The 23,995-nt window shown below is 44.2% G+C and carries 26 protein-coding genes; 24 read left to right on the top strand and 2 right to left on the bottom strand.

Annotated elements, in window-relative coordinates:
- Positions 1-377 precede the first annotated feature (377 nt).
- From FIV01_RS14590 to glmU, 23 genes are all read left to right on the top strand, one after another.
- Positions 378-1,124 (top strand): amino acid ABC transporter substrate-binding protein, encoded by a 747-nt coding sequence (locus FIV01_RS14590; protein WP_152431611.1) that lies wholly within the window; start codon positions 378-380, stop codon positions 1,122-1,124.
- Positions 1,125-1,211: 87 nt separating this feature from the next.
- Positions 1,212-1,883 (top strand): amino acid ABC transporter permease, encoded by a 672-nt coding sequence (locus FIV01_RS14585; protein WP_152431610.1) that lies wholly within the window; start codon positions 1,212-1,214, stop codon positions 1,881-1,883.
- A complete protein-coding gene (locus FIV01_RS14580; RefSeq protein ID WP_152431609.1) occupies positions 1,880-2,617 on the top strand; it encodes an amino acid ABC transporter ATP-binding protein in 738 nt (245 codons plus the stop codon). The genes FIV01_RS14585 and FIV01_RS14580 overlap by 4 nt, the downstream gene beginning before the upstream one ends.
- A 228-nt stretch (positions 2,618-2,845) precedes the next feature.
- Positions 2,846-2,980 (top strand): 50S ribosomal protein L34, encoded by a 135-nt coding sequence (gene rpmH / locus FIV01_RS14575; RefSeq protein ID WP_006880025.1) that lies wholly within the window; start codon positions 2,846-2,848, stop codon positions 2,978-2,980.
- A 46-nt stretch (positions 2,981-3,026) separates the two neighbouring features.
- Positions 3,027-3,350 carry a ribonuclease P protein component gene (rnpA, locus tag FIV01_RS14570; protein WP_246210407.1) on the top strand — a complete coding sequence of 108 codons (324 nt, stop codon included), beginning with the start codon at positions 3,027-3,029 and terminating at the stop codon, positions 3,348-3,350.
- Entirely contained in the window at positions 3,317-3,574 is a 258-nt protein-coding gene (yidD, locus tag FIV01_RS14565; RefSeq protein WP_114787720.1) for a membrane protein insertion efficiency factor YidD, read from the top strand. Before rnpA ends, yidD begins: the two co-directional genes overlap by 34 nt.
- A 2-nt stretch (positions 3,575-3,576) precedes the next feature.
- On the top strand, positions 3,577-5,196 hold the full coding sequence (yidC, locus tag FIV01_RS14560) for a membrane protein insertase YidC (protein ID WP_152431607.1): 1,620 nt from the start codon (positions 3,577-3,579) through the stop codon (positions 5,194-5,196).
- Positions 5,197-5,316: 120 nt separating this feature from the next.
- A complete protein-coding gene (gene mnmE, locus FIV01_RS14555) occupies positions 5,317-6,678 on the top strand; it encodes a tRNA uridine-5-carboxymethylaminomethyl(34) synthesis GTPase MnmE (protein ID WP_152431606.1) in 1,362 nt (453 codons plus the stop codon).
- A gap of 50 nt (positions 6,679-6,728) precedes the next feature.
- Entirely contained in the window at positions 6,729-7,163 is a 435-nt protein-coding gene (mioC, locus tag FIV01_RS14550; RefSeq protein WP_152431605.1) for an FMN-binding protein MioC, read from the top strand.
- A 436-nt stretch (positions 7,164-7,599) separates the two neighbouring features.
- The gene (mnmG, locus tag FIV01_RS14545) at positions 7,600-9,495 is read left to right on the top strand and encodes a tRNA uridine-5-carboxymethylaminomethyl(34) synthesis enzyme MnmG (protein WP_152431604.1); all 1,896 of its coding nucleotides are present in this window, start codon (positions 7,600-7,602) and stop codon (positions 9,493-9,495) included.
- Positions 9,495-10,127 carry a 16S rRNA (guanine(527)-N(7))-methyltransferase RsmG gene (gene rsmG / locus FIV01_RS14540; protein ID WP_152431603.1) on the top strand — a complete coding sequence of 211 codons (633 nt, stop codon included), beginning with the start codon at positions 9,495-9,497 and terminating at the stop codon, positions 10,125-10,127. The genes mnmG and rsmG overlap by 1 nt, the downstream gene beginning before the upstream one ends.
- A gap of 14 nt (positions 10,128-10,141) precedes the next feature.
- On the top strand, positions 10,142-10,915 hold the full coding sequence (locus FIV01_RS14535) for a ParA family protein (RefSeq protein WP_114787714.1): 774 nt from the start codon (positions 10,142-10,144) through the stop codon (positions 10,913-10,915).
- 23 nt (positions 10,916-10,938) lie between these two features.
- Positions 10,939-11,820 (top strand): ParB/RepB/Spo0J family partition protein, encoded by an 882-nt coding sequence (locus tag FIV01_RS14530; protein WP_152431602.1) that lies wholly within the window; start codon positions 10,939-10,941, stop codon positions 11,818-11,820.
- A 185-nt stretch (positions 11,821-12,005) separates the two neighbouring features.
- Positions 12,006-12,401, top strand: coding sequence for a F0F1 ATP synthase subunit I (locus FIV01_RS14525; RefSeq protein ID WP_152431601.1), 396 nt, complete (start codon positions 12,006-12,008; stop codon positions 12,399-12,401).
- A gap of 3 nt (positions 12,402-12,404) precedes the next feature.
- On the top strand, positions 12,405-13,217 hold the full coding sequence (gene atpB, locus FIV01_RS14520; RefSeq protein WP_114787711.1) for a F0F1 ATP synthase subunit A: 813 nt from the start codon (positions 12,405-12,407) through the stop codon (positions 13,215-13,217).
- 57 nt (positions 13,218-13,274) lie between these two features.
- Complete coding sequence (gene atpE / locus FIV01_RS14515; protein ID WP_006957448.1) at positions 13,275-13,529, top strand: F0F1 ATP synthase subunit C; 255 nt, start codon at positions 13,275-13,277, stop codon at positions 13,527-13,529.
- Positions 13,530-13,600: 71 nt separating this feature from the next.
- Positions 13,601-14,071 carry a F0F1 ATP synthase subunit B gene (gene atpF / locus FIV01_RS14510; protein WP_114787710.1) on the top strand — a complete coding sequence of 157 codons (471 nt, stop codon included), beginning with the start codon at positions 13,601-13,603 and terminating at the stop codon, positions 14,069-14,071.
- Positions 14,072-14,085: 14 nt separating this feature from the next.
- Entirely contained in the window at positions 14,086-14,619 is a 534-nt protein-coding gene (gene atpH / locus FIV01_RS14505) for a F0F1 ATP synthase subunit delta (RefSeq protein WP_152431600.1), read from the top strand.
- Positions 14,620-14,632: 13 nt separating this feature from the next.
- Entirely contained in the window at positions 14,633-16,174 is a 1,542-nt protein-coding gene (gene atpA / locus FIV01_RS14500) for a F0F1 ATP synthase subunit alpha (RefSeq protein WP_152431599.1), read from the top strand.
- A 43-nt stretch (positions 16,175-16,217) separates the two neighbouring features.
- Positions 16,218-17,084 carry a F0F1 ATP synthase subunit gamma gene (gene atpG / locus FIV01_RS14495; RefSeq protein WP_152431598.1) on the top strand — a complete coding sequence of 289 codons (867 nt, stop codon included), beginning with the start codon at positions 16,218-16,220 and terminating at the stop codon, positions 17,082-17,084.
- A 35-nt stretch (positions 17,085-17,119) separates the two neighbouring features.
- The gene (gene atpD, locus FIV01_RS14490; protein WP_114787706.1) at positions 17,120-18,523 is read left to right on the top strand and encodes a F0F1 ATP synthase subunit beta; all 1,404 of its coding nucleotides are present in this window, start codon (positions 17,120-17,122) and stop codon (positions 18,521-18,523) included.
- Between the two features lie 18 nt (positions 18,524-18,541).
- Complete coding sequence (locus tag FIV01_RS14485; RefSeq protein WP_006957442.1) at positions 18,542-18,964, top strand: F0F1 ATP synthase subunit epsilon; 423 nt, start codon at positions 18,542-18,544, stop codon at positions 18,962-18,964.
- A gap of 151 nt (positions 18,965-19,115) precedes the next feature.
- A complete protein-coding gene (gene glmU / locus FIV01_RS14480) occupies positions 19,116-20,474 on the top strand; it encodes a bifunctional UDP-N-acetylglucosamine diphosphorylase/glucosamine-1-phosphate N-acetyltransferase GlmU (protein ID WP_152431597.1) in 1,359 nt (452 codons plus the stop codon).
- Positions 20,475-20,510: 36 nt separating this feature from the next.
- Here the strand turns inward: glmU and punC are convergent, their stop codons facing one another.
- Positions 20,511-21,707 carry a purine nucleoside transporter PunC gene (punC, locus tag FIV01_RS14475; RefSeq protein ID WP_152431596.1) on the bottom strand — a complete coding sequence of 399 codons (1,197 nt, stop codon included), beginning with the start codon at positions 21,705-21,707 and terminating at the stop codon, positions 20,511-20,513.
- Between the two features lie 141 nt (positions 21,708-21,848).
- Between punC and punR the strand changes: the two genes are divergently transcribed.
- On the top strand, positions 21,849-22,760 hold the full coding sequence (punR, locus tag FIV01_RS14470; RefSeq protein ID WP_152431595.1) for a DNA-binding transcriptional activator PunR: 912 nt from the start codon (positions 21,849-21,851) through the stop codon (positions 22,758-22,760).
- 48 nt (positions 22,761-22,808) lie between these two features.
- Here punR and fadA read toward each other — a convergent pair whose 3' ends face one another.
- Complete coding sequence (gene fadA / locus FIV01_RS14465) at positions 22,809-23,984, bottom strand: acetyl-CoA C-acyltransferase FadA (protein WP_152431594.1); 1,176 nt, start codon at positions 23,982-23,984, stop codon at positions 22,809-22,811.
- Positions 23,985-23,995 lie beyond the last annotated feature (11 nt).

The raw sequence follows: 23,995 nt of genomic DNA, 5'->3' as shown, positions 1-23,995 counted from the left end.
GTTGGGCCCACCCTAAATAAATGATCGAAAAAGATTTGTAATTTTACCTGTTGATAACCAAGATCGCCAGTAAATGATCGCGGTTCCAGTGAATAAGATCTAAGTTATTCACAATATCTTCTTTATTATTCGTAAGATCAACACAAGTAGCCCTATTGTTACTCACAAAAAGATCCACATTTGAGCAATTTCTCACAGATCTAAACTCTGGTGATAACTCTGTGGAACAAGTTTTCTTAAGTTGTGATTGGTCGCGCTATTTTTGATCCTTTCACTCACAGCTTATTCCTCGACTGTCTAGGTTATTGCTCTTGGTTATTTTCATTAGTAAGCAAATTAACAGTAGTATCAGCTCCATTAAACTATGGAGTTTTACTATGAAGACCTGGATTAAGGCTGCAATAGCCGCATTAGCATTTTCTGCAATAACCGTTCAAGCCGCAACCAATGTCAAGGTTGGCATGTCAGGCCGTTATTACCCTTTTACATTTGTTGAACAAGACAAGCTGCAAGGATTTGAAGTTGATCTTTGGGATGAGATTGGTAAGCGTAACGACTACAAAGTCGAGTACGTCACCGCCAATTTCTCTGGGTTGTTTGGTCTACTTGAAACAGGACGTATCGATACCATTTCAAACCAAATAACGATTACCGATGCACGAAAAAACAAATACCTTTTTGCCAACCCTTATGTTGTTGATGGTGCACAAATCACGGTTAGAAAAGGCAATGCAAGTATAAAAAACATAAACGATCTAGAAGGTAAAACGGTTGCCGTTAACTTGGGATCTAACTTCGAACAACTGTTAAGAAAGCATGACCAAAGCGGTAAAATAAACATTAAGACATACGATACTGGAATAGAGCACGATGTCGCTTTAGGCCGAGCCGATGCTTTTGTCATGGACCGACTTTCTGCACTTGAACTTATCAAGAAAACAGGTTTGCCTTTGCAACTCGCTGGCAAACCATTCGAAACCATCGAAAATGCCTGGCCATTTGTTGATAACGAAAAAGGTCAAAAACTTCAAGGTGAAGTGAATAAAGCTCTAGCAGCCATGCGTGCTGACGGAACATTAAATACCATTTCACAAAAATGGTTTGGTGCAGACATCACCCAATAATTTAGAAAAAGGTCATACAGCCCACTGTGCCTAGTTATTGCAGTGGGTTGTTACTTTTTGGTAAGACGAATTTTATCGAGATACGCTATGGGATTTGATTTCAACTACATGCTAAACCTAATGCCAATACTTCTAAAGTATCTTGGTACTACCATGGAAATCGCAACATTAGGTTTAGTCTTCGCTTTAATATTAGCTGTTGTATTAGCCAACATTAGAGTCTTTCGCGTACCAGTATTGGATCAATTGAGCCAAGTCTATATTAGCTTTTTCCGTGGTACACCGCTCCTCGTTCAACTGTTTCTTCTTTATTACGGGTTACCACAAATTTTTCCTCTATTTGTGGGGCTCAATGCCTTTAGCGCAGCTGTGATCGGTCTAACTCTGCACTTTGCAGCCTACATGGCGGAAAGCATTCGAGCAGCAATCATAGGGGTAGACCGCAGTCAGATGGAAGCCAGTATGTCTGTGGGAATGACCACTTTCCAAGCTATGCGTCGGATAATCCTTCCTCAAGCAACGCGAATTGCGCTTCCCTCCCTGATGAATTACTTCATTGATATGATTAAATCGACTTCGCTGGCCTTTACTTTAGGCGTTGCTGAGATCATGGCTAAAGCACAAATGGAGGCTTCATCCAGTTTCCGTTTTTTCGAAGCCTTTTTGGCCGTCGCGTTAATTTACTGGGCCGTCGTTGTCATTCTCACCCGAATACAAAACTGGGCAGAGGTCAAACTGAATAAGGCGTATATAAGATGATTAAGCTTACCAATATCCATAAACGCTTTGGTGATTCAGAGGTTCTCAATGGCATTGACCTTGAAATCAACCAAGGTGAAATCATTGTCATTATCGGATCCAGCGGGACAGGAAAATCAACCTTACTGCGGACAGTTAATTTTTTAGAACAAGCCGACAAAGGTGAAATAACCATAGGCGATATCAGTGTTGATGCAGAGAAGTACTCAAAACCTGAGATACTCAAGCTGCGTCGAAAAACAGGATTTGTTTTCCAAAACTATGCCTTGTTCGCCCATATGACGGCAAAGCAAAACATTGCTGAAGGTTTAATTACGGTTCACGGCTGGAAAAAAGCACTCGCCCTAACACACGCGCAAAAAATTCTCGATGAGATTGGCCTTGGCGATAAAGGAGATAGTTATCCTGCCTCTCTTTCAGGTGGTCAGCAGCAACGTGTAAGTATAGGTCGAGCCATGGCGCTTCAACCAGAACTATTATTGTTTGATGAGCCAACTTCAGCTCTCGATCCTGAGTGGGTTGGTGAGGTACTACAGCTAATGAAAGAGTTGGCCAACAAAGATCAGACCATGTTGGTAGTCACTCATGAAATGCAATTTGCCCGAGAAGTCGCAGACAGAGTGATCTTTATGGCCGAAGGACATATTGTAGAACAAGGTATTCCACAGGGTATTTTTAATCATCCACAGGATCCTCGACTGAAAAAATTCCTTAGACAAGTAGGCGAAAAATAAAGATCGCCACCAAGCAGCGCTTGATCCTTGAGATTTTGTGCACACTCCGTATAATCGCTCAGCCGGAATTTAGCAGTTGCTCAATGATTGACACTTTGTGTGACTGTGATTACAATTCCGCCTCTTTGTTTAGAGGTGTCGGTCTGTCTTATCTGCTTAGCAAGAGACAAAATGACCAACGCAAGGATAACATTGACCTAAAACTACTGATCAGTAAAGGTAATTATCATGAAACGCACTTTTCAACCTTCAGTTCTAAAGCGCAAGCGTACTCACGGTTTCCGTGCTCGCATGGCAACTAAGAACGGTCGTAAAGTAATCAATGCACGTCGTGCAAAAGGCCGTGCGCGCCTTTCAAAGTAATCATTAGTTTATTTTGAATACGTACGCGTTCAATCGGGAGTTACGTTTGTTAACTCCCGAGCATTACAAAAATGTCTTTCAGCAAGCTCATAGAGCTGGCTCACCTCATTTCACTATCATTGCTCGCAATAACTCTCTTTCTCACCCAAGATTGGGGTTAGCTGTTCCAAAAAAGCAAATTAAAACAGCACCTGCTCGTAATCGCTTTAAGCGCCTAGCTCGTGAAAGTTTTCGCAATAAACAACATCATCTTCCTAATAAGGATTTTGTTGTGATTGCTAAAAAAAGTGCTCAGTATCTCAGCAATGATGAAATTTTTAAGTTGTTTGATAAATTATGGCAACGTCTGTCTCGCCCTTCGCGTGGGTAGCTATCGGGTTAGTCCGTCTTTACCAAGGCCTAATCAGTCCACTGATAGGACCGCGTTGTCGTTTCACTCCAACCTGCTCAAGTTATGCTATTGAAGCACTTAAATCTTATGGATTTGTAAAAGGTTGTTGGTTATCGAGCAAACGTCTATTAAAATGCCACCCTTTGAATGCGGGTGGTTTTGACCCAGTACCACCAGTCCAGAAACAAGACAGAGATAAATAACGATGGATTCTCAACGTAATATCCTGTTAATCGCGCTAGCACTGGTTTCTTTCTTGTTGTTTCAACAATGGCAAGTAGCAAAGAATCCAGCACCACAGCCGGTTGAACAGGCACAATCAAGCAGTACAGCACCTGCACCGTCTCTTGCGGATGATTTAGATCCCGCTCCCGCGCAGCAAGCGTCTGCTAAAACGATTACCGTGACAACTGACGTCTTGACTCTGTCGATTGATACGGTAGGTGGTGATGTAGTCACCGCAGACCTAAACCAATACTCAGCTGAACTTAACTCCGCAGACCCATTCGTTCTATTGAAAAATGAAGCGGGTCACCAGTTCGTAGCCCAAAGTGGGTTAGTTGGACCTCAAGGTATCGATTTGAGCAGTGGCAACCGCCCTGCTTATCAAGTCGCAGCCGACAGTTTCACCTTAGCCGATGGCCAAGATGAGTTACGTATTCCAATGACTTATCAAGCCAATGGACTTGAGTATACAAAGACCTTCATTTTAAAACGCGGTAGTTATGCAGTTGATGTTGAATATGATGTGAAAAACAACTCGGGTAACAATGCTACTTTTGGTATGTATGCCCACCTGCGTCAAAATTTAATGGATGATGGCGGCAGTATAACTATGCCAACCTACCGTGGTGGTGCTTATTCAAGCGAAGAAACACGCTATAAAAAGTACAGCTTTGACGATATGCAAGACCGTAATCTATCGGTCAACTTGCCAGATGGTCAAGGTTGGGCTGCTATGATTCAGCACTATTTTGCTACTGCTTGGGTACCTCGCAATGAACCAGGTACCAATCTTTACACTCGTGTGATTGGTAACCTTGGTGATATTGGCGTTCGCATGCCAAACAAAACTATCGCTAACGGTGACTCTGCTAAGTTTAAAGCCACACTTTGGATTGGTCCTAAGCTTCAAGAACAAATGGCAGAAGTGGCTCCAAACCTAGATTTGGTAGTGGATTACGGCTGGTTATGGTTTATTGCTAAACCACTTCATACTCTGCTTTCTTTCATCCAAGGCTTTGTGGGCAACTGGGGTCTGGCAATTATCTGTCTAACCTTTATTGTACGTGGTGCTATGTACCCACTTACTAAAGCTCAGTACACCTCAATGGCTAAAATGCGTATGCTTCAACCTAAGCTGCAAGCTATGCGTGAGCGTATTGGTGACGACCGCCAGCGTATGAGCCAAGAAATGATGGAGCTGTATAAGAAAGAGAAAGTGAACCCATTGGGTGGCTGTTTACCTCTAGTTTTACAAATGCCTATTTTCATCGCTCTGTATTGGGCACTGATGGAATCGGTAGAACTTCGCCACTCTCCATTCTTTGGTTGGATTACTGACTTATCAGCACAAGATCCGTATTACATCTTGCCATTGCTCATGGGCGCTTCTATGTTCATGATTCAAAAGATGAGCCCAACCACAGTCACAGATCCTATGCAGCAGAAGATCATGACCTTTATGCCGGTTATGTTTACCTTCTTCTTCCTATTCTTCCCATCAGGCCTAGTGCTGTATTGGCTAGTATCAAATGTTGTGACACTTATCCAACAAACCTTGATATACAAGTCACTGGAAAAGAAAGGTTTGCATAGCAAGTAAGCCATTAATAGAAATACTATCAAAAGGCGACCAAAGGGTCGCCTTTTCGTTTTGAGCTGATTACAATTCAGCTAACAGATATTTGCCTTATTGGGCATGAAAGACAACACAGGCACATTTATGACAACTGATACCATAGTGGCTCAAGCCACCGCTCTTGGTCGTGGGGGCGTAGGCATTATTCGTGTATCCGGTCCTCTTGCGAGTCAAGTCGCGCTAACGTTAACTGGTAAGCAACTACGGCCTCGATATGCTGAATACCTGCCATTTATCGACCAAGATGGTATTCAGCTTGATCAAGGTATTGCCCTATTTTTCCCGAATCCAAATTCTTTTACAGGGGAAGATGTTCTTGAACTTCAAGGACACGGTGGACCTGTAGTTATGGACATGCTCATCAAGCGTATCTTAAAGATAGAAGGGATCAGAACCGCGCGTCCTGGGGAATTTTCTGAGCGAGCGTTTCTAAATGATAAGCTGGATCTTGCTCAAGCAGAAGCGATCGCCGATTTAATTGATGCCAGTTCAGAGCAAGCAGCAAAGTCCGCGTTAAAATCTCTCCAAGGTGCTTTCTCACAGCACATTCATGCACTAGTAGAGTCTCTAATCCATCTAAGAATATATGTCGAAGCTGCGATCGATTTCCCTGAAGAGGAAATTGATTTCCTTGCCGATGGCAAAGTATCAACAGATCTACAGGCAATCATAGACAAGCTCAATTCTGTTCGAAAAGAGGCCAATCAAGGGTCTATTATGCGCGAAGGCATGAAAGTGGTTATTGCAGGTAGACCCAACGCCGGTAAATCCAGCCTTCTCAATGCGCTATCAGGTAAGGAGTCTGCGATAGTCACAGACATCGCAGGCACTACACGTGATGTTCTTCGTGAGCACATACATATAGATGGTATGCCGCTGCATATCATAGACACAGCAGGGTTACGCGATGCCTCTGATGAAGTAGAAAAGATCGGTATTGAAAGAGCTTGGGAAGAGATAGAACAAGCTGATCGCGTACTTTTCATGGTGGATGGCACAACAACCAATGCCACCGACCCCAAAGAAATATGGCCAGACTTTGTTGATCGCTTAGCGGATAATATCGGCATGACAGTGATCCGCAACAAAGCCGATCAAACCAATGAGGAAATCGGAATTTGTCATGTTAATAATCCGACTTTGATTCGTTTATCTGCTCGAACAGGACAAGGTGTTGAGGCGCTGCGTCACCATCTCAAAGAATGTATGGGCTTTGCCGGTAGTAGCGAAGGTGGTTTTATGGCTCGCCGGCGTCACTTGGAAGCACTTGAACAAGCAGCAATGCACCTTGATATTGGTCAGCAACAACTCGAAGGCTATATGGCAGGAGAGATTCTGGCGGAAGAGCTCAGAATCGCCCAGCAACACCTTAATGAGATCACAGGCGAATTTAGCTCTGATGATCTTCTTGGACGTATTTTTTCTTCCTTTTGTATTGGGAAATAATTCATCTGTTCAGCACATAAAGAAAGTAATCTATAGATAAAGGAAACAACATGATCCAAATCATTACAGGCAGTACTTTGGGTGGCGCAGAATATGTTGGTGATCACCTAAACGATCTATTAGTAAAACATGGGTTTGAAACCTGTATTCATAACGAGCCAGTACTCGATGACATCCCAGCAGAGGGGACTTGGCTTATCATCACCTCCACTCACGGTGCTGGAGATTATCCGGATAATATTCAGCCCTTTATTCAAGCGTTACAAGACACCCCACCAAAAATGTCTAATGTAAAATATGCCGTGATCGCGATTGGAGACTCAAGTTATGACACCTTTTGTGGTGCAGGGAAACATGCGTATGCTTTACTTGAGGATATAGGAAGCACACCTATTACAGAGTGCCTCACCATAGATGTTCTAAGCCATGATGTACCTGAAGATGCCGCAGAAGCTTGGTTAACAAAATACATTGATCAACTATAAAATCGGGGGAAGTAGTAACTCAGGCTACTTCCTACACCAAATATTTTCGCCAAACTCTCAAAAAGTGTTGTGGATAAAATGATAATTATCCGGTGATCAACCTATAGTTATCCCAATAATAACTTAATGTTCATAATCCCCCTGTGCATAACTATCCATTTTGATCTCAGGAAATCCTTGTTCAGATCAAAGCTAGATCACAAGATAAGATCCATCTAAGAACTATGATCTTGTTGATCAAAATCCACTTATCCACAGAAACCTGTGATCCTAATAATAGATCCAATAAAAGATCATATATAAGATCATATAAGATTAAGCTTTGCCAGTAGCTTAGATTAAAAACATCAAAAGCGATTTTCTATCTCAGCGAAAGCAGGTAGAATAACGCTCCTTTTAGTTGCCTATATCTCTTTTGAATACCAGAGGTCAGTACATGTTGTACCATGAAAGTTTTGATGTCATCGTTGTTGGTGGTGGACATGCAGGAACCGAAGCGGCTCTTGCCTCTGCTCGTACAGGACAAAAAACCTTATTGTTGACTCATAACATCGATACTTTAGGTCAAATGTCATGCAATCCAGCAATCGGTGGGATTGGTAAAGGACATTTAGTTAAAGAAGTAGATGCTATGGGCGGTCTGATGGCAAAAGCGATTGATCATGCAGGTATTCAATTTAGAACTCTCAATGCATCTAAAGGGCCAGCGGTAAGAGCAACACGCGCTCAGGCCGATAGAGCCTTGTACAAAGCTTATGTTCGTGAAGCATTAGAAAATGAGCCTAATCTCACCTTATTTCAACAATCAGTCGATGACTTAATTGTTGAGCAAGATCGTGCCGTTGGGGTTGTTACCCAAATGGGGCTCAAATTTATAGCTCAAGCGATTGTACTTACAGTTGGAACTTTTCTTGGTGGCAAGCTTCACATTGGTATGGAAAGTTCATCAGGAGGTCGTGCAGGCGATCCTCCTTCAATTGCTCTTGCAGACCGGTTACGTGAACTACCATTTAGAGTTGATCGACTTAAAACGGGAACCCCACCAAGAATTGATGCCAGAAGTGTAGATTTCTCCGATCTTCAGGTTCAACATGGTGACGATCCCACTCCAGTATTTTCATTCATGGGTCAAAGATCCCAGCATCCTAGACAAATACCATGCTTCATTACTCACACTAATGATCAAACTCATGAGATCATTAGACACAATCTCGATCGCAGTCCGATGTACTCTGGAGTTATTGAAGGAATTGGTCCGCGTTATTGCCCGTCAATTGAAGATAAGGTAATGCGTTTTGCTGATAAGAATAGTCACCAGATCTTCATTGAGCCTGAGGGGCTAACAACGCATGAGCTATACCCGAATGGTATTTCCACCAGTCTGCCTTTCGATGTTCAGGTTGAAATTGTAAGGACCATGAAAGGGTTTGAAAATGCGCATATTGTTCGACCTGGTTATGCAATCGAATATGACTTTTTTGATCCTAGAGACCTAAAACAAACCTATGAAACTAAATTTATTCAGGGTTTATTTTTTGCTGGTCAAATCAATGGCACAACAGGTTATGAAGAAGCTGCGGCACAAGGATTAGTTGCTGGGCTTAATGCCAGCCTATATAGCCAAGAAAAAGAAGGTTGGAGCCCACGAAGAGATCAAGCTTATATGGGCGTTTTGATCGATGATCTCTCTACCATGGGGACAAAAGAACCTTACCGTATGTTTACTTCTCGCGCCGAATATCGGCTACTCCTACGGGAAGATAATGCTGATTTACGTTTGACAGAAAAAGCGCGTGAGCTTGGCCTGGTCGATGATACTCGCTGGGCAAGATTCAATCAGAAATTAGACAACATAGCTAAGGAAAGACAAAGACTTCAAGATGTGTGGATGAACCCAAAGTCTGCAGATGTTGATGATCTCAATCTTTTGCTCAAAACACCAATGATCCGTGAGGCAAGTGGCGAAGATTTGTTACGCCGGCCTGAAATGACGTATCAAAAGTTGACTCAGCTTGATGCTTTTAGCCCAGCGATGGATGATACCCAGGCAGCAGAGCAAGTTGAAATACAAGTTAAGTACGAAGGCTATATCAAACGTCAGCAAGATGAAATTGAGAAATCACTTCGTCATGAGAACACTTTACTACCAGCTGATCTCGATTATTCGAACATTAAGGGCTTATCCAACGAAGTGGTGGTAAAATTGACTGACTCGAGACCAGAATCGATTGGTATTGCATCTCGCATCTCTGGAATAACACCAGCAGCAATATCAATCTTGCTTGTTCATTTAAAAAAACAAGGCATGCTGCGCAAAGGCGGTGAAGCATAATGAGCCAATTACGTCTACAGTTGGATTCTTTGATCGCCCAAACTACACTTGAAGTATCTGATAAACAACGCCAACAGCTTGTTGGTTATGTTGAAATGCTACACAAGTGGAATAAAGCGTATAATCTCACTTCTGTTCGTGAGCCAAGTGATATGCTCGTCAAACATATTTTAGATAGCATAGTGGTTGGTGAGTATTTAGAAGGTGAACGTTTTATTGATGTAGGAACAGGCCCAGGATTGCCAGGTATACCGCTGGCGATCATGCATCCAACAAAAGAGTTTTATTTACTCGATAGCTTGGGTAAGCGTATTCGTTTTATTAAACAAGTTTTACATGAGTTACAGATTAAAAATGTCACTCCAGTTCAGAGCAGAGTTGAGCAGTTCCAGCCTGACGATAAGTTTGATGGTGTGTTGAGCCGAGCATTCGCATCTATGGTTGATATGGTTGAATGGTGCCATCATCTTCCTAAACAAGGAGTTGGACGTTTCTTTGCATTAAAGGGACAACTACCACAGGATGAGATTACACAGCTACCAAGTTGGTGTTCTGTGATGGACATCAAAGCTTTGACTGTTCCTCAATTGGAAGGTGAGCGTCATCTAGTAATCTTATCCCGCAAGGAATAAAAGCGAGGTTCGTCGTGGGAAAAATCGTAGCAATTGCAAACCAGAAAGGTGGTGTTGGTAAAACAACGACCTGCATTAACTTAGCCGCGTCTATGGCGGCGACAAAGCGCAAGGTGTTGGTTATTGACCTCGATCCCCAAGGCAATGCCACTATGGCCAGTGGTGTAGATAAATACCAAGTTGATGCGACCGCTTACGAATTGTTGGTCGAAGAAATGGCCTTTGACGATGTCGTTTGCCGTAAGACATCTGGCAACTATGATCTCATTGCTGCAAATGGTGATGTGACTGCTGCAGAGATCAAATTAATGGAAGTTTTTGCTCGAGAAGTCCGTTTAAAGCACGCGCTTGCTGGCGTGCGAGATCATTATGACTTTATTTTTATTGATTGCCCCCCTTCGCTTAATCTTCTCACCGTTAATGCGATGGCTGCTGCTGATTCTGTATTGGTACCTATGCAGTGTGAGTATTTTGCTTTAGAAGGGCTGACAGCTTTGATGGATACTATCAGTAAGCTTGCCGCTGTCGTTAATGATAAACTCAAAATAGAGGGCCTTTTACGTACCATGTATGACCCTCGTAACCGTCTATCCAATGAAGTTTCGGATCAGTTGAAAAAGCATTTCGGTAATAAAGTCTATCGTACGGTTATTCCGCGTAATGTCCGTCTAGCTGAAGCGCCTAGCCATGGCAAACCAGCTATGTACTACGACAAGTATTCTGCAGGTGCTAAAGCTTATCTTGCTCTGGCCGGAGAGATGCTTCGCCGTGATGAAGTTCCTGCATAACTCAACCAAAGGAATTGTGTTTCATGTCTAAACGTGGCTTAGGTAAGGGGCTAGATGCTCTGCTTTCAACAAGTTCTCTTGCGCGTGAGAAACAGCAAAGTGCAATACACAGTCAGGAGTTGTCTTCTGAGGGCGATTTCACTGAGATTAACATTAATTCTCTCAAGCCAGGTATGTACCAACCGCGCACAGATATGGAGCCAGAAGCGCTTGAAGAATTGGCTGCATCAATAGAATCTCAAGGCATAATACAGCCTATTGTTGTTCGTCAGATCGAGAATGATAAGTATGAGATAATTGCTGGTGAAAGGCGTTGGCGCGCAGCGCGTAAAGCCGGTTTAAAAGAAGTACCGTGCGTGATCAAAAATGTCGATGACCGCGCGGCGATCGCTATGGCTTTGGTTGAGAATATCCAGCGAGAAGATCTTAATGTGATCGAAGAAGCTGTGGCGTTGGATCGTCTCCAAGAAGAGTTTTCTTTAACTCATCAGCAAGTCGCTGAAGTCATCGGTAAGTCTCGAACAACAGTAACCAACTTGCTTAGACTCAACCAGTTAGAGATGGATGTTAAGTATCTCTTGTCCGAAAGGTTGCTCGAAATGGGCCATGCTCGCGCTTTACTTGCTCTTGAGGGTGAACAGCAAGTTGATGTGGCAGAGCTTGTGGCCAAAAAGCGCATGACGGTTCGCCAGACAGAGCAGCTAGTGAAAAAATGCCTTCAGCCACAATCTGAAGAGAAAAATCAGCCGCAAGACACTGAAGCACAACAAATGTCACAGAAATTAAGTCAAATGTTGGATGCTAAGGTTGCAATTGTAAAAGCCAAAAATGGAACATCCAAGGTAACAATTAGTCTAGATGAACCTCACAAATTAGAGCATCTTATTGCCAAGCTAGCAGGCTAGATGAGATAATCGCTCCCAATCAATTATGTAAAAAACGATTTTTTGTGCGAAAGTTGTCGGTTTGTAAACAAAATTGTAACTTTTTACGGTGTTTTAATTGCATTCAATAAGACTCACCGTATAATTTTCGCCAATTTCCCAGCATGAGGTAGTAAGGCTGTGGATTTTACTCGAGGTACGAATACATGGTAGCGGCGTTAGCTAGACCAGGGCGAGAGCTTGCAAAGCGATTGTTAATGATCCAGTTAAGCGCGGTTACACTTACGGCAGTGGTAATGGCACTGGCTGTGGATGTTAAATGGGGACTTTCTGCACTGATTGGTGGCGGCATTTTTGTCGTGGCTAATGCGGTGTTTGCTTTATTTGTGTTTATGTATGGAGGAGCTCGTGCTGCAAAGCGCATAGCGAACTCTTTCTACGCAGGTGAAGCACTGAAAATCCTGATCACGGTTGCGCTTTTTTCCATTGCTTACATGTATATACAGGTGGAACTTGTTCCCCTTAAGCTAACCTATTTGCTGGCACTAGGTATTAATATCTGTGCGCCAGTGCTATTCATTAACAACAAAAAAATAGGATGAGTTATGGCTGCGCCAGGTGAAGCGCTAACTTCGTCCGGATACATTTCCCACCACCTTGCAAACCTTTCTACTTATAAGTTAGGTCTTGTAGCGGAGGAGGCAAGTTTCTGGAACGTACATATCGATAGCCTGTTTTTTTCTTGGTTTACTGGTTTAATTTTCCTAGGAATTTTTTACAAAGTAGCAAAGAGAACAACAGCGGGTGTACCAGGTAAGCTTCAGTGTGCTGTAGAAATGATCGTTGAATTTGTCGCAGAAAACGTCAAAGACACGTTCCATGGACGCAACCCACTGATCGCACCTTTAGCACTGACTATCTTTTGTTGGGTATTTTTAATGAACGTGATGGACCTAGTGCCTATCGACTTCTTACCTTACCCGGCACAACATTGGCTTGGTATTCCTTATCTTAAGGTTGTACCGTCAGCTGATGTTAATATCACCATGGCTATGGCTCTAGGCGTGTTTGCTTTGATGATTTATTACAGCATCAAAGTGAAAGGTCTAGGTGGATTCGCTAAAGAATTAGCATTGCATCCATTTAATCACCCCTTGATGATTCCGTTTAACCTGCTAATCGAAGTGGTTTCGCTACTGGCAAAACCTCTCTCACTTGGTATGCGTCTTTTCGGTAACATGTTCGCGGGTGAGGTTGTATTCATTCTTTGTGCGGCAATGCTGCCATGGTATTTACAATGGATGGGTTCACTACCGTGGGCAATCTTCCATGTATTGGTTATTACGATTCAAGCCTTCGTGTTTATGATGTTGACAATTGTTTACCTGTCAATGGCACATGAAGACAGCGATCATTAATTTTTTAAAAGCTTTTATTTGGGCAACTAGCCAAAAAACTATAAATTGGAGATAGTAATGGAAACTTTACTGAGCTTTTCTGCAATCGCCGTAGGTCTTATCGTCGGTCTTGCTTCTCTTGGTACAGCGATTGGTTTCGCACTTCTAGGTGGTAAATTCCTTGAAGGTGCAGCGCGTCAACCAGAAATGGCTCCTATGCTACAAGTTAAGATGTTCATCATCGCAGGTCTACTTGATGCGGTTCCAATGATCGGTATCGTTATCGCACTTCTATTCACGTTCGCTAACCCGTTCGTTGGTCAGCTAGGTTAATCGCAGCTTATAGTCGACAAGCCTAGCTTGTTATTGATTAACACTAAGTCCGAATAGAAGGGGTAGCTGTTGTGAACATAAACGCAACTCTGCTGGGTCAAGCAATCTCGTTTGCACTATTTGTCTGGTTCTGCATGAAGTATGTATGGCCACCATTGATGCAAGCGATCGAAGAACGTCAGAAAAAAATCGCTGACGGTCTGCAAGCAGCTGAACGTGCTGCGAAAGATCTAGACCTAGCACAAGCAAACGCTTCTGATCAGTTGAAAGAAGCGAAGCGCACAGCAACTGAGATCATCGAGCAAGCGAATAAGCGTAAAGCTCAAATTTTAGATGAAGCTCGTGAAGATGCTCAGACAGAACGTCAGAAAATTCTTTCGCAAGCAGAAGCTGAACTTGAAGCTGAACGTAACCGTGCACGCGATGAGCTGCGCAAACAAGTTGCAACTCTGGCTGTAGCTGGTGCTGAGAAAATCATTGAACGCTCTATTGATAAAGAAGCGCACAAAGATATTCTCGACAACATTACTGCAAAACTTTAAGTCTGGGGGCGCTTATGTCTGATTTGACTACTATCGCACGCCCCTATGCTAAAGCAGCATTTGACTTTGCCGTAGAAAAGAACGCATTAGACCAATGGGGTCAAATGCTATCCTTCGCTGCGGAAGTTGCTAAAAACGAGCAAATCCATGAACTCTTAACCGGGTCTATGTCAGCAGATAAGTTGGCTGAGGTATTTGTGGCTGTTTGTGGCGACCAAGTTGATGTTCATGGTCAAAACCTTTTGAAGGTGATGGCAGAGAATGGTCGTTTAGCGACCCTTCCTGATGTTTGTGAGCAGTTTTTAGCGCTTAAAAAAGAGCGTGAGAAAGAAATTGATGTTGACGTTATTTCAGCATCAGAGCTTTCGCAGGAACAGTGCGCAAATATCAGCAGCAAACTTGAGCAGCGTTTAGAGCGCAAAGTTAAGCTGAATTGCAGTATAGATGAGGCCCTACTTGGTGGGGTGATTATTCGAGCCGGAGACTTAGTCATCGATGATTCAGCGCGTGGTCGTCTGAATCGCCTAAGCGATGCATTGCAGTCTTAATGGGGATTGGAGCATGCAACTTAATTCCACGGAAATAAGCGATCTAATTAAACAACGTATCGAATCTTTCGACGTTGTTAGTGAAGCTCGCAACGAAGGTACTATCGTATCGGTAAGCGATGGTATCATCCGCATTCACGGCTTAGCTGACGTGATGCAAGGTGAAATGATTGAATTACCGGGTGGCCGTTATGCCCTTGCACTTAACCTTGAGCGTGACTCGGTTGGTGCGGTTGTAATGGGTCCTTATGCCGACTTAAAAGAAGGCATGAAAGTTACAGGTACAGGTCGTATTCTTGAAGTTCCTGTTGGTCCAGAACTTTTAGGTCGCGTAGTGAATACACTTGGTGAGCCTATTGATGGTAAAGGTCCAATTGAAGCCAAGTTATCTTCGCCTGTAGAAGTGATTGCACCAGGTGTAATCGACCGTCAGTCGGTTGATCAGCCTGTTCAAACTGGTTATAAATCTGTTGACTCAATGATCCCTATCGGTCGTGGTCAGCGTGAGCTTGTGATTGGTGACCGTCAGACAGGTAAAACTGCTCTAGCGATCGATGCAATCATCAACCAGAAAGATTCTGGTATTTACTCAATCTACGTAGCAATTGGCCAGAAAGCCTCAACGATTGCTAACGTTGTTCGCAAATTGGAAGAGCATGGTGCACTAGCAAACACTATCGTGGTTGTAGCATCGGCTTCTGAATCTGCTGCGCTACAATACCTAGCGCCTTATTCAGGTTGTGCGATGGGTGAATACTTCCGCGATCGCGGTGAAGATGCATTGATTGTTTATGATGATCTATCAAAGCAAGCGGTGGCTTACCGTCAGATCTCTCTACTACTAAAACGTCCACCAGGCCGTGAAGCATTCCCAGGGGATGTATTCTACCTTCACTCTCGTCTACTAGAGCGTGCTGCTCGAGTAAATGCAGACTACGTAGAAAAATTCACTAACGGTGAAGTGAAAGGTAAAACTGGTTCATTGACCGCTCTGCCTATCATTGAAACTCAAGCTGGTGACGTTTCAGCATTCGTACCGACTAACGTAATCTCGATTACCGATGGTCAGATCTTCCTACAAACTGAACTATTCAATGCAGGTGTTCGTCCAGCGGTTGATCCAGGTATCTCAGTATCTCGTGTAGGTGGTTCTGCTCAGACGAAAATCATTAAGAAGCTATCAGGTGGTATTCGTACTGCACTAGCTCAGTACCGTGAACTTGCAGCGTTTGCTCAGTTCTCGTCTGATCTTGATGAAGCAACGAAGAAGCAGTTAGACCATGGTCAGAAAGTTACAGAGCTAATGAAGCAAAAACAATATGCTCCAATGTCTGTATTTGACCAAGCGCTGGTAATCTTCGCGGCAGAGCGCGGCTATTTAGAAGATGTTGAACTCAACAAACTGCTAGATTTCGAAGCGGCTCTACTATCGTATGCTCGCGGTCAATACGCTGAATTGGCGTCTGAGATCGACAAGACGGGTGCTTATAACAATGATGTCGAAGCTCAGCTTAAGAAGCTAGTTGACGATTTCAAAGCAACCCAAACTTGGTAATAGGTCGGTGGCATTGATTGCCACCAACTAATGGAGAGTAACGATGGCCGGCGCAAAAGAGATACGTAATAAAATCGGTAGTGTTAAAAGCACTCAGAAAATTACGAAAGCGATGGAAATGGTAGCAGCTTCAAAAATGCGTCGTTCACAAGACGCTATGGAAGCTTCTCGTCCATACGCTGAAACAATGCGTAAAGTGATCGGTCACGTGGCGAACGCAAATCTAGAGTATCGTCATCCGTACTTAGAAGAGCGTGAAGCGAAACGAGTTGGTTACATCATCGTTTCTACAGACCGTGGCTTGTGTGGTGGTTTGAATATTAACGTGTTCAAGAAAGCAATCACAGACATGCAAGCTTGGAAAGAAAAAGGTGCTGAGGTTGAACTTGCAGTTGTCGGTTCAAAAGCAACGGCTTTTTTCAACAATAGTGGTGCTAAAGTCGCCGCGCAGGTTTCTGGTCTTGGCGATAGCCCGAGCCTAGAAGACCTAATTGGTTCTGTAAGCGTAATGCTAAAGAAATACGATGAGGGTGAACTGGACCGTCTGTATGTAGTGTTCAACAAGTTTGTTAACACTATGGTTCAGCAACCAACGATCGATCAATTGCTACCTTTGCCTAAATCAGACAGCGAAGAAATGCAGCGTGATCATTCATGGGACTACATCTACGAGCCTGAGCCACAACCTCTACTGGATGCACTATTGGTGCGTTACGTAGAGTCTCAGGTCTACCAAGGTGTAGTAGAGAACCTTGCTTGTGAGCAAGCGGCTCGTATGATTGCGATGAAAGCTGCAACTGACAATGCGACCAACTTGATTGAAGATCTTGAACTTGTGTATAACAAAGCCCGTCAGGCTGCGATTACTCAAGAACTGTCTGAAATTGTTGGTGGTGCTGCTGCGGTTTAAGCATAGGTAAAACGAAATAGTTTAGAGGATTAACGATGGCTACAGGTAAGATCGTACAGATCATCGGTGCGGTAGTCGACGTAGAGTTCCCACAGAGCGAAGTACCTAGTGTATATGACGCTCTAAACGTAACGGACTCAAAAGAGCGTCTAGTTCTTGAAGTTCAGCAACAGCTAGGCGGTGGCGTAGTTCGTTGTATCGTGATGGGTAGCTCTGATGGTTTACGTCGTGGAGTAGAAGTAGTAAATACTGGTGCTCCAATTTCAGTACCAGTTGGTACTAAGACCCTAGGTCGTATCATGAACGTTCTAGGTGACGCAATTGACGAGCGTGGTGAAATCGGTGCAGAAGAGACTTACTCTATTCACCGTGAAGCACCAAGCTACGAAGAGCAATCAAATGAAACTGCTCTACTAGAGACTGGCGTTAAAGTAATCGACCTAGTTTGTCCATTCGCTAAGGGTGGTAAGATTGGTCTATTCGGTGGTGCTGGTGTTGGTAAGACCGTTAACATGATGGAACTTATCAACAACATCGCACTTCAGCATTCTGGTCTATCAGTATTTGCAGGTGTTGGTGAGCGTACTCGTGAGGGTAACGATTTCTACTTTGAGATGCAGGAAGCGGGCGTTGTAAACGTTGAGAAACCTGAAGAGTCTAAAGTAGCAATGGTTTACGGTCAGATGAACGAGCCACCGGGTAACCGTCTACGTGTTGCTTTGACTGGTCTAACAATGGCTGAGCGTTTCCGTGACGAAGGCCGTGACGTTCTACTGTTCGTTGATAACATCTATCGTTATACACTAGCAGGTACTGAGGTATCAGCCCTTCTAGGTCGTATGCCTTCAGCGGTAGGTTATCAGCCTACTCTAGCTGAAGAAATGGGTGTTCTGCAGGAGCGTATCACGTCAACTAAGCAAGGTTCTATCACGTCTGTACAGGCGGTATACGTACCTGCTGATGACTTGACTGACCCGTCCCCAGCTACTACGTTCGCGCACTTGGATGCAACGGTTGTACTTAACCGTAACATCGCTGCTATGGGTCTATACCCAGCGATCGACCCACTAGATTCGACATCTCGTCAGCTTGACCCTCTCGTTGTAGGTCAAGAGCACTATGATATCGCTCGTGGTGTTCAGTCTACACTACAGCGTTATAAAGAGCTGAAAGATATCATTGCGATTCTAGGTATGGACGAGCTGTCTGAAGAAGATAAGCAAGTTGTATCTCGTGCTCGTAAGATTGAGCGTTTCCTAACTCAGCCTTACCACGTAGCGGAAGTATTCACTGGTGACCCTGGCATCTACGTACCTCTTAAAGAGACTCTACGTGGCTTCAAAGGTCTACTAGCTGGTGATTACGATGACGTTCCAGAGCAAGCGTTTATGTACTGTGGTGCAATTGACGATGCTATCGAGAATGCGAAAAAGCTATAAGGCTAACTAGGAGGCGATATGGCACCAATAACCTTTCACCTAGACGTTGTCAGCGCAGAAAAGAAAATCTTTTCGGGTCGTGTTGAAACGTTCCAGGTGACCGGTAGCGAAGGTGAGCTAGGGATTTTCCATGGCCACACTCCGTTACTGACCGCTATCAAGCCCGGTATGGTGCGTATTGTGAAACAGCACGGCCACGAGGAAATTATTTATGTTTCCGGTGGTATGGTAGAAGTACAGCCCGGCACAGCAACAGTGCTTGCTGATACGGCTATCCGTGGTGAAGAACTAGACGCAGCGAAGGCAGAAGAAGCCAAGCGCCGCGCTGAGGAGAGTATTCAGAATCAGCATGGTGATATGGACTTTGCTCAAGCGGCCAGTGAGCTGGCAAAAGCCATTGCTCAGCTACGTGTTATCGAGCTGACAAAGAAACGCCGTTAAAAATTTTAAGGTGTTTCAAAAATGATAAAGGCGGTCGTTTGACCGCCTTTTTGTCTATTTTAGAGTAAATTTTTTCTGCAACGATTAACTAGTTATCCGTTAATGTCTACAATACATCTCAGTTTTACAACACCAATTGAAGGTCTTTTTAATGAAATTTAGCGCGGTGATCCTCGCAGCGGGTAAAGGTACTCGCATGTACTCTAACAAGCCTAAAGTTCTGCATACCCTAGCAGGTAAGCCTATGGTTAAGCATGTCATTGATACGTGTAAAGGTATAGGAGCGCAAAATGTCCACTTAGTTTATGGTCATGGTGGCGATCAAATGCAGACAGTACTCTCGAAAGAGTCTGTCAATTGGGTATTGCAAGCAGAGCAGCTGGGTACAGGACATGCAGTAGATCAAGCATCGCCTCAGTTTGAAGACGATGAAAAAGTGTTAATTCTCTACGGTGATGTCCCTTTAATCTCTGAAGAGACTCTAGCAAGCTTGCTTGATGCGCAGCCTACGGGCGGAATCGCATTGCTTACTGTGGTTTTGGATAACCCTACTGGCTATGGTCGCATTGTGCGTAAAAATGGCCCAGTAGTGGCGATTGTCGAACAAAAAGATGCGACTGAAGAGCAGAAACTTATCAAAGAGATAAATACTGGTGTGATGGTCGCTACGGGAAGAGATCTCAAACGCTGGTTGTCTGGGCTAAGTAATGATAATGCTCAAGGTGAATATTATCTGACTGATGTGATTGCGGCTGCTCACAATGAAGGGCGAGCGGTAGAAGCGGTCCACCCTGTAAGCGCTATCGAGGTTGAAGGCGTCAATGATAGAGCACAACTTGCTCGTTTAGAGCGTGCTTTTCAGCAGGCGCAGGCACAAAAGCTACTTGAACAGGGTGTTATGCTGCGCGATCCTGCTCGCTTTGATCTTCGCGGAGAATTGCAATGTGGAATGGATTGTGAAATTGATACCAATGTGATTGTTGAAGGTAAAGTTACTCTTGGTGATAATGTTTTCATCGGCACGGGCAGTGTACTTAAAGACTGTGAAATTGATGATAATACCCTAGTTCTCCCGTACAGTGTTATCGAGGGTGCCACTGTCGGTGAAGATTGTACTGTCGGTCCATTTACGCGTCTTAGACCTGGTGCTGAGATGCGCAATGACTCTCATGTTGGTAACTTTGTTGAAGTGAAAAACACCTTAGTTGGAGAGGGCTCTAAAGCCAATCATCTCACCTATCTGGGCGATGCAGAGATTGGTAAACGTACCAACATTGGAGCAGGAACGATTACCTGTAACTATGATGGAGTGAATAAGTTTAAGACCATCATAGGTAATGATGTTTTCATTGGCTCAGACACTCAGTTAGTGGCACCAGTTTCGGTTGCTGATGGAGCGACACTTGGCGCGGGTACGACTCTTACCAAGGATGTCGAAGAAGGTGAGTTAGTGATTACTCGCGTCAAAGAGCGAGTGATACAGAACTGGCAGAGACCTACGAAAAAATAAAGACTTGAGCGCCGCAATTAGCGGCGCTTTTTTAGTTTATTTTTCTGTAACGGCAGTGGAGTTATCCATCTCTTTTTCAACGTCTGTGCGTCGAGCTGATAGCCAGTAGCCAATCCACAATCCCACCATACAGATTAGGATTGCGATTCCTGTTACTGTTTGTGCTTGGCTTGCCATTGCAGCCACTAACGCACTAGAAAGGCTGCTGATGCAAATTTGCAAGCTATTTTGCAGGCCTGCTGCGGTTGCTGGGCTTTGTTTGGCACTTGCGAGCGCTCTATTGACTACTATTGGATATAGGGCACCATTGGCGACAGCGATTAAGCAAAAAGGAGCGAGAATAGGCCAGATTGAAGACAGCTGCCATTGAGATGTTGCAAATATTGTGACTGAGGCTAGGCTAAACAGTCCGATGAGTATCCTAAGGACGCTTTCATCACCGTATTTGGCCACGCATTTTTTGCCGATATACCCGCCCGCCATAAAAGCGATTGTTTGGGGAATGAAGCTCAAGCCTATATCTCTGGCATCATAGCCAAGCTGTGCCATAATTTCTGGCATGCCAGTAAGGTAGGCAAAAAAGGCGGCAGAAGCGGTCGCGAATATGGTGACATTGCCTACATAGGTTTTTGAGGTGAGCAAAGCTTTTATATCGGCTCCAACTGTGGATTTCTTCTCTTGCTGCTTTGGGTTATCTTGCGCAATAGTAGCTGTGATTAAGACTAATCCGACTATGGTTAAGGTGATAAAAATACTCTGCCAACCCCAAAGATCTGAGAGTAGAACGCCCAATTGAGGCGCCAATGCGGGCGAGAGAGCAACCAAGGGCATTATAGTGGCAAAGATTTGCTGGCTTTGGCTTGCGTGGCGTTTAATGACCATGGCTTGCCAAATCACCGCTGGAGCGCACACACCAATCGCTTGAATAAAACGCAAAGTGAGTAGTTGCCAGACTTGATCGCTAAATGCCAAACCTAAAGATGCGAGTGTAAATAAGCCTAGTCCCGCAGCTAGTGTGTTTTTGTGACCAAATTTATCAGAGGCGAGCCCCCAAGATAGCTGGCCAACCGCCATTCCAACTAGAAATACAGTTAGGGACAAAGCAATTTGTTCTGGGCCTGTGGCGAAATCACTTTCCATTGCTTTAAATGCTGGCAGGTACATATCTGTCGCAATAAACCCCAGCATCGATAGAGAAGCAAGGTAGAAAAGTTGTATCTTTGAGATGTTCATTCTATATCCATTCAAAAAAATTCATTTGAAAATATTGTCCATTTCCAATGCTAATATTGGCCTTTAGATTATATTTTTGGTAAACCTAGCTTATAAGCGTTATTTTTTATGGTTATCAATCAAAAAATTTGAAGGGAAGAGATGAGTGCGTTTTCTCAGGCATCTTTAGAGTTAATAGAGACGGTTGCTCGGCTTGGAAGTTTTACTTCTGCTGCTGAAGTTTTGCATAAAGTCCCGTCTGCAATAAGTTATAGCGTTCGTCAGGTTGAGCGAGATCTGGGAGTGGTTTTGTTTCGCCGCTTACCGAGGAAGGTGGAGCTCACCATTGCTGGAGAAGTATTTGTTGAACAGGCAAGAGCTATGTTAAGGCAAATGGAGGAGGTGAAAGCTCAAACCAAGAGGGCCGCTCATGGTTGGCAAAAAACGCTCAAGATAACACTTGATAATGTGGTCAAGTTGGATCGCTTAAAGCCTCTGGTAGAAGATTTTTACCAAACTTTTCCGCATGCTGAATTGCAGATTAACATGGAAGTGTTTAACGGCTCTTGGGAGGCTATATCACAAGAAAGGGCGGACATTGTGATTGGTGCAACTTCAGCTATTCCTGTTGGAGGAGACTTTGAAGTGAGAGATATGGGGGTTTTGGATTGGACGTTTGTTACAGCCCCTGAACACCCGTGCGCAAAAGCCAAGGTGCTAGCCGAAGAATTTGTCAGTCAATTTCCGGCCATTTGTTTAGATGATACCTCTACCGTTTTACCCAAACGCCATTCTGGTCATTATCCTTATCAACGCCGACTACTTTTACCTAATTGGCATACTGCAATTGAGTGTTTAAAAAATGGTGTGGGCGTGGGCTATATGCCACGTCATCTGGCTATGCCACTAGTTAAAAATGGTTTTTTGAAAGAGAAGATTTTGCCTGATCAACAGCCTGTGAGTCGATGTTGCTTGGTGTGGCGTAAGGACGATAACCATAAACTAATTCAATGGATGATCGATTATCTGGGGAATAGCGAGCGCCTTCATAAAGACTGGCTGGGGTATGACTAACTGTGCGCATTTAAGGCCAGCGTAGTGCCGGCCTTAATTTTGTTGTGTTTAAGGACGCTCAAATACGGTCGCAATGCCTTGGCCAAGGCCAATACACATAGTGGCTAGGCCGTATTTTGCATTCTTATCTTCCATAAGATTGATGAGTGTGGTCGAAATACGAGAACCTGAGCAACCGAGCGGATGACCAAGAGCGATCGCGCCACCGTTGAGGTTTACTTTTTCATCCATGACATCAAGTAAGCCTAGGTCTTTTGCACATGGTAGCGATTGTGCAGCAAAGGCTTCATTTAGCTCCACAACGTCCATATCTTCGATTGATAAGCCCGCACGTTTCAAAGCCTTCTGAGTTGCGGGAACAGGGCCATAGCCCATAATGGATGGATCGCACCCCGCCACTGCCATGCCCTTAATCTTGGCTCGGATTTTAAGGCCTAGCTGTGTGGCTTTCTCTTCGCTCATGATTAGCATTGCGGATGCACCATCAGATAGAGCGGATGAGCTGCCAGCGGTCACTGTACCATTGGCTGGATCAAATACTGGACGAAGTTGTGAAAGACCTTCGACAGAGGTTTCTGGACGTATGACTTCATCATTCTCAAGAGTGAAAAGCGTTCCGTCAGGCGCGTGCCCTTCTGTGGGCAATATTTCGTTTTTGAAGCGTCCTTCGATTGTAGCTGCATGTGCACGAGCATGAGAGCGGGCTGCAAACTTGTCTTGTTGCTCACGGCTAATATTGTGTATTTTACCCAACATCTCAGCTGTGAGTCCCATCATTCCCGCTGCTTTTGCGACATTTTTTGACATACCAGAATGGAAATCAACGCCGTGAGTCATAGGAACGTGTCCCATGTGTTCTACACCGCCAATCAAACAGATATCAGCATCACCTGTCATAATGGCGCGCGTGGCATCATGCAAAGCTTGCATAGAAGAGCCACATAAGCGATTAACCGTGACTGCGCCAATTTCAATAGGTAGCCCAGCCAGCAGAGCGGCATTTCGAGCAACATTGAAACCTTGCTCAAGCGTCTGCTGCACACAGCCCCAGTAGATGTCTTCTATGTCTTTAGGGTTAACTTGTGGGTTGCGAGCTAGAATCCCTTTCATGAGATGAGCAGAAAGGTCTTCAGCACGGGTGTGGCGAAAAGCCCCACCTTTGGAGCGCCCCATTGGTGTACGTAGGCAATCGACTACGACAACACTTTTTGTTTGGTTATTCATACGGGTATCTC

The organism is Vibrio aquimaris (genome assembly GCF_009363415.1).
GTDB lineage: Bacteria > Pseudomonadota > Gammaproteobacteria > Enterobacterales > Vibrionaceae > Vibrio > Vibrio aquimaris.
This window is presented reverse-complemented; position numbering and strand designations above follow the sequence as displayed.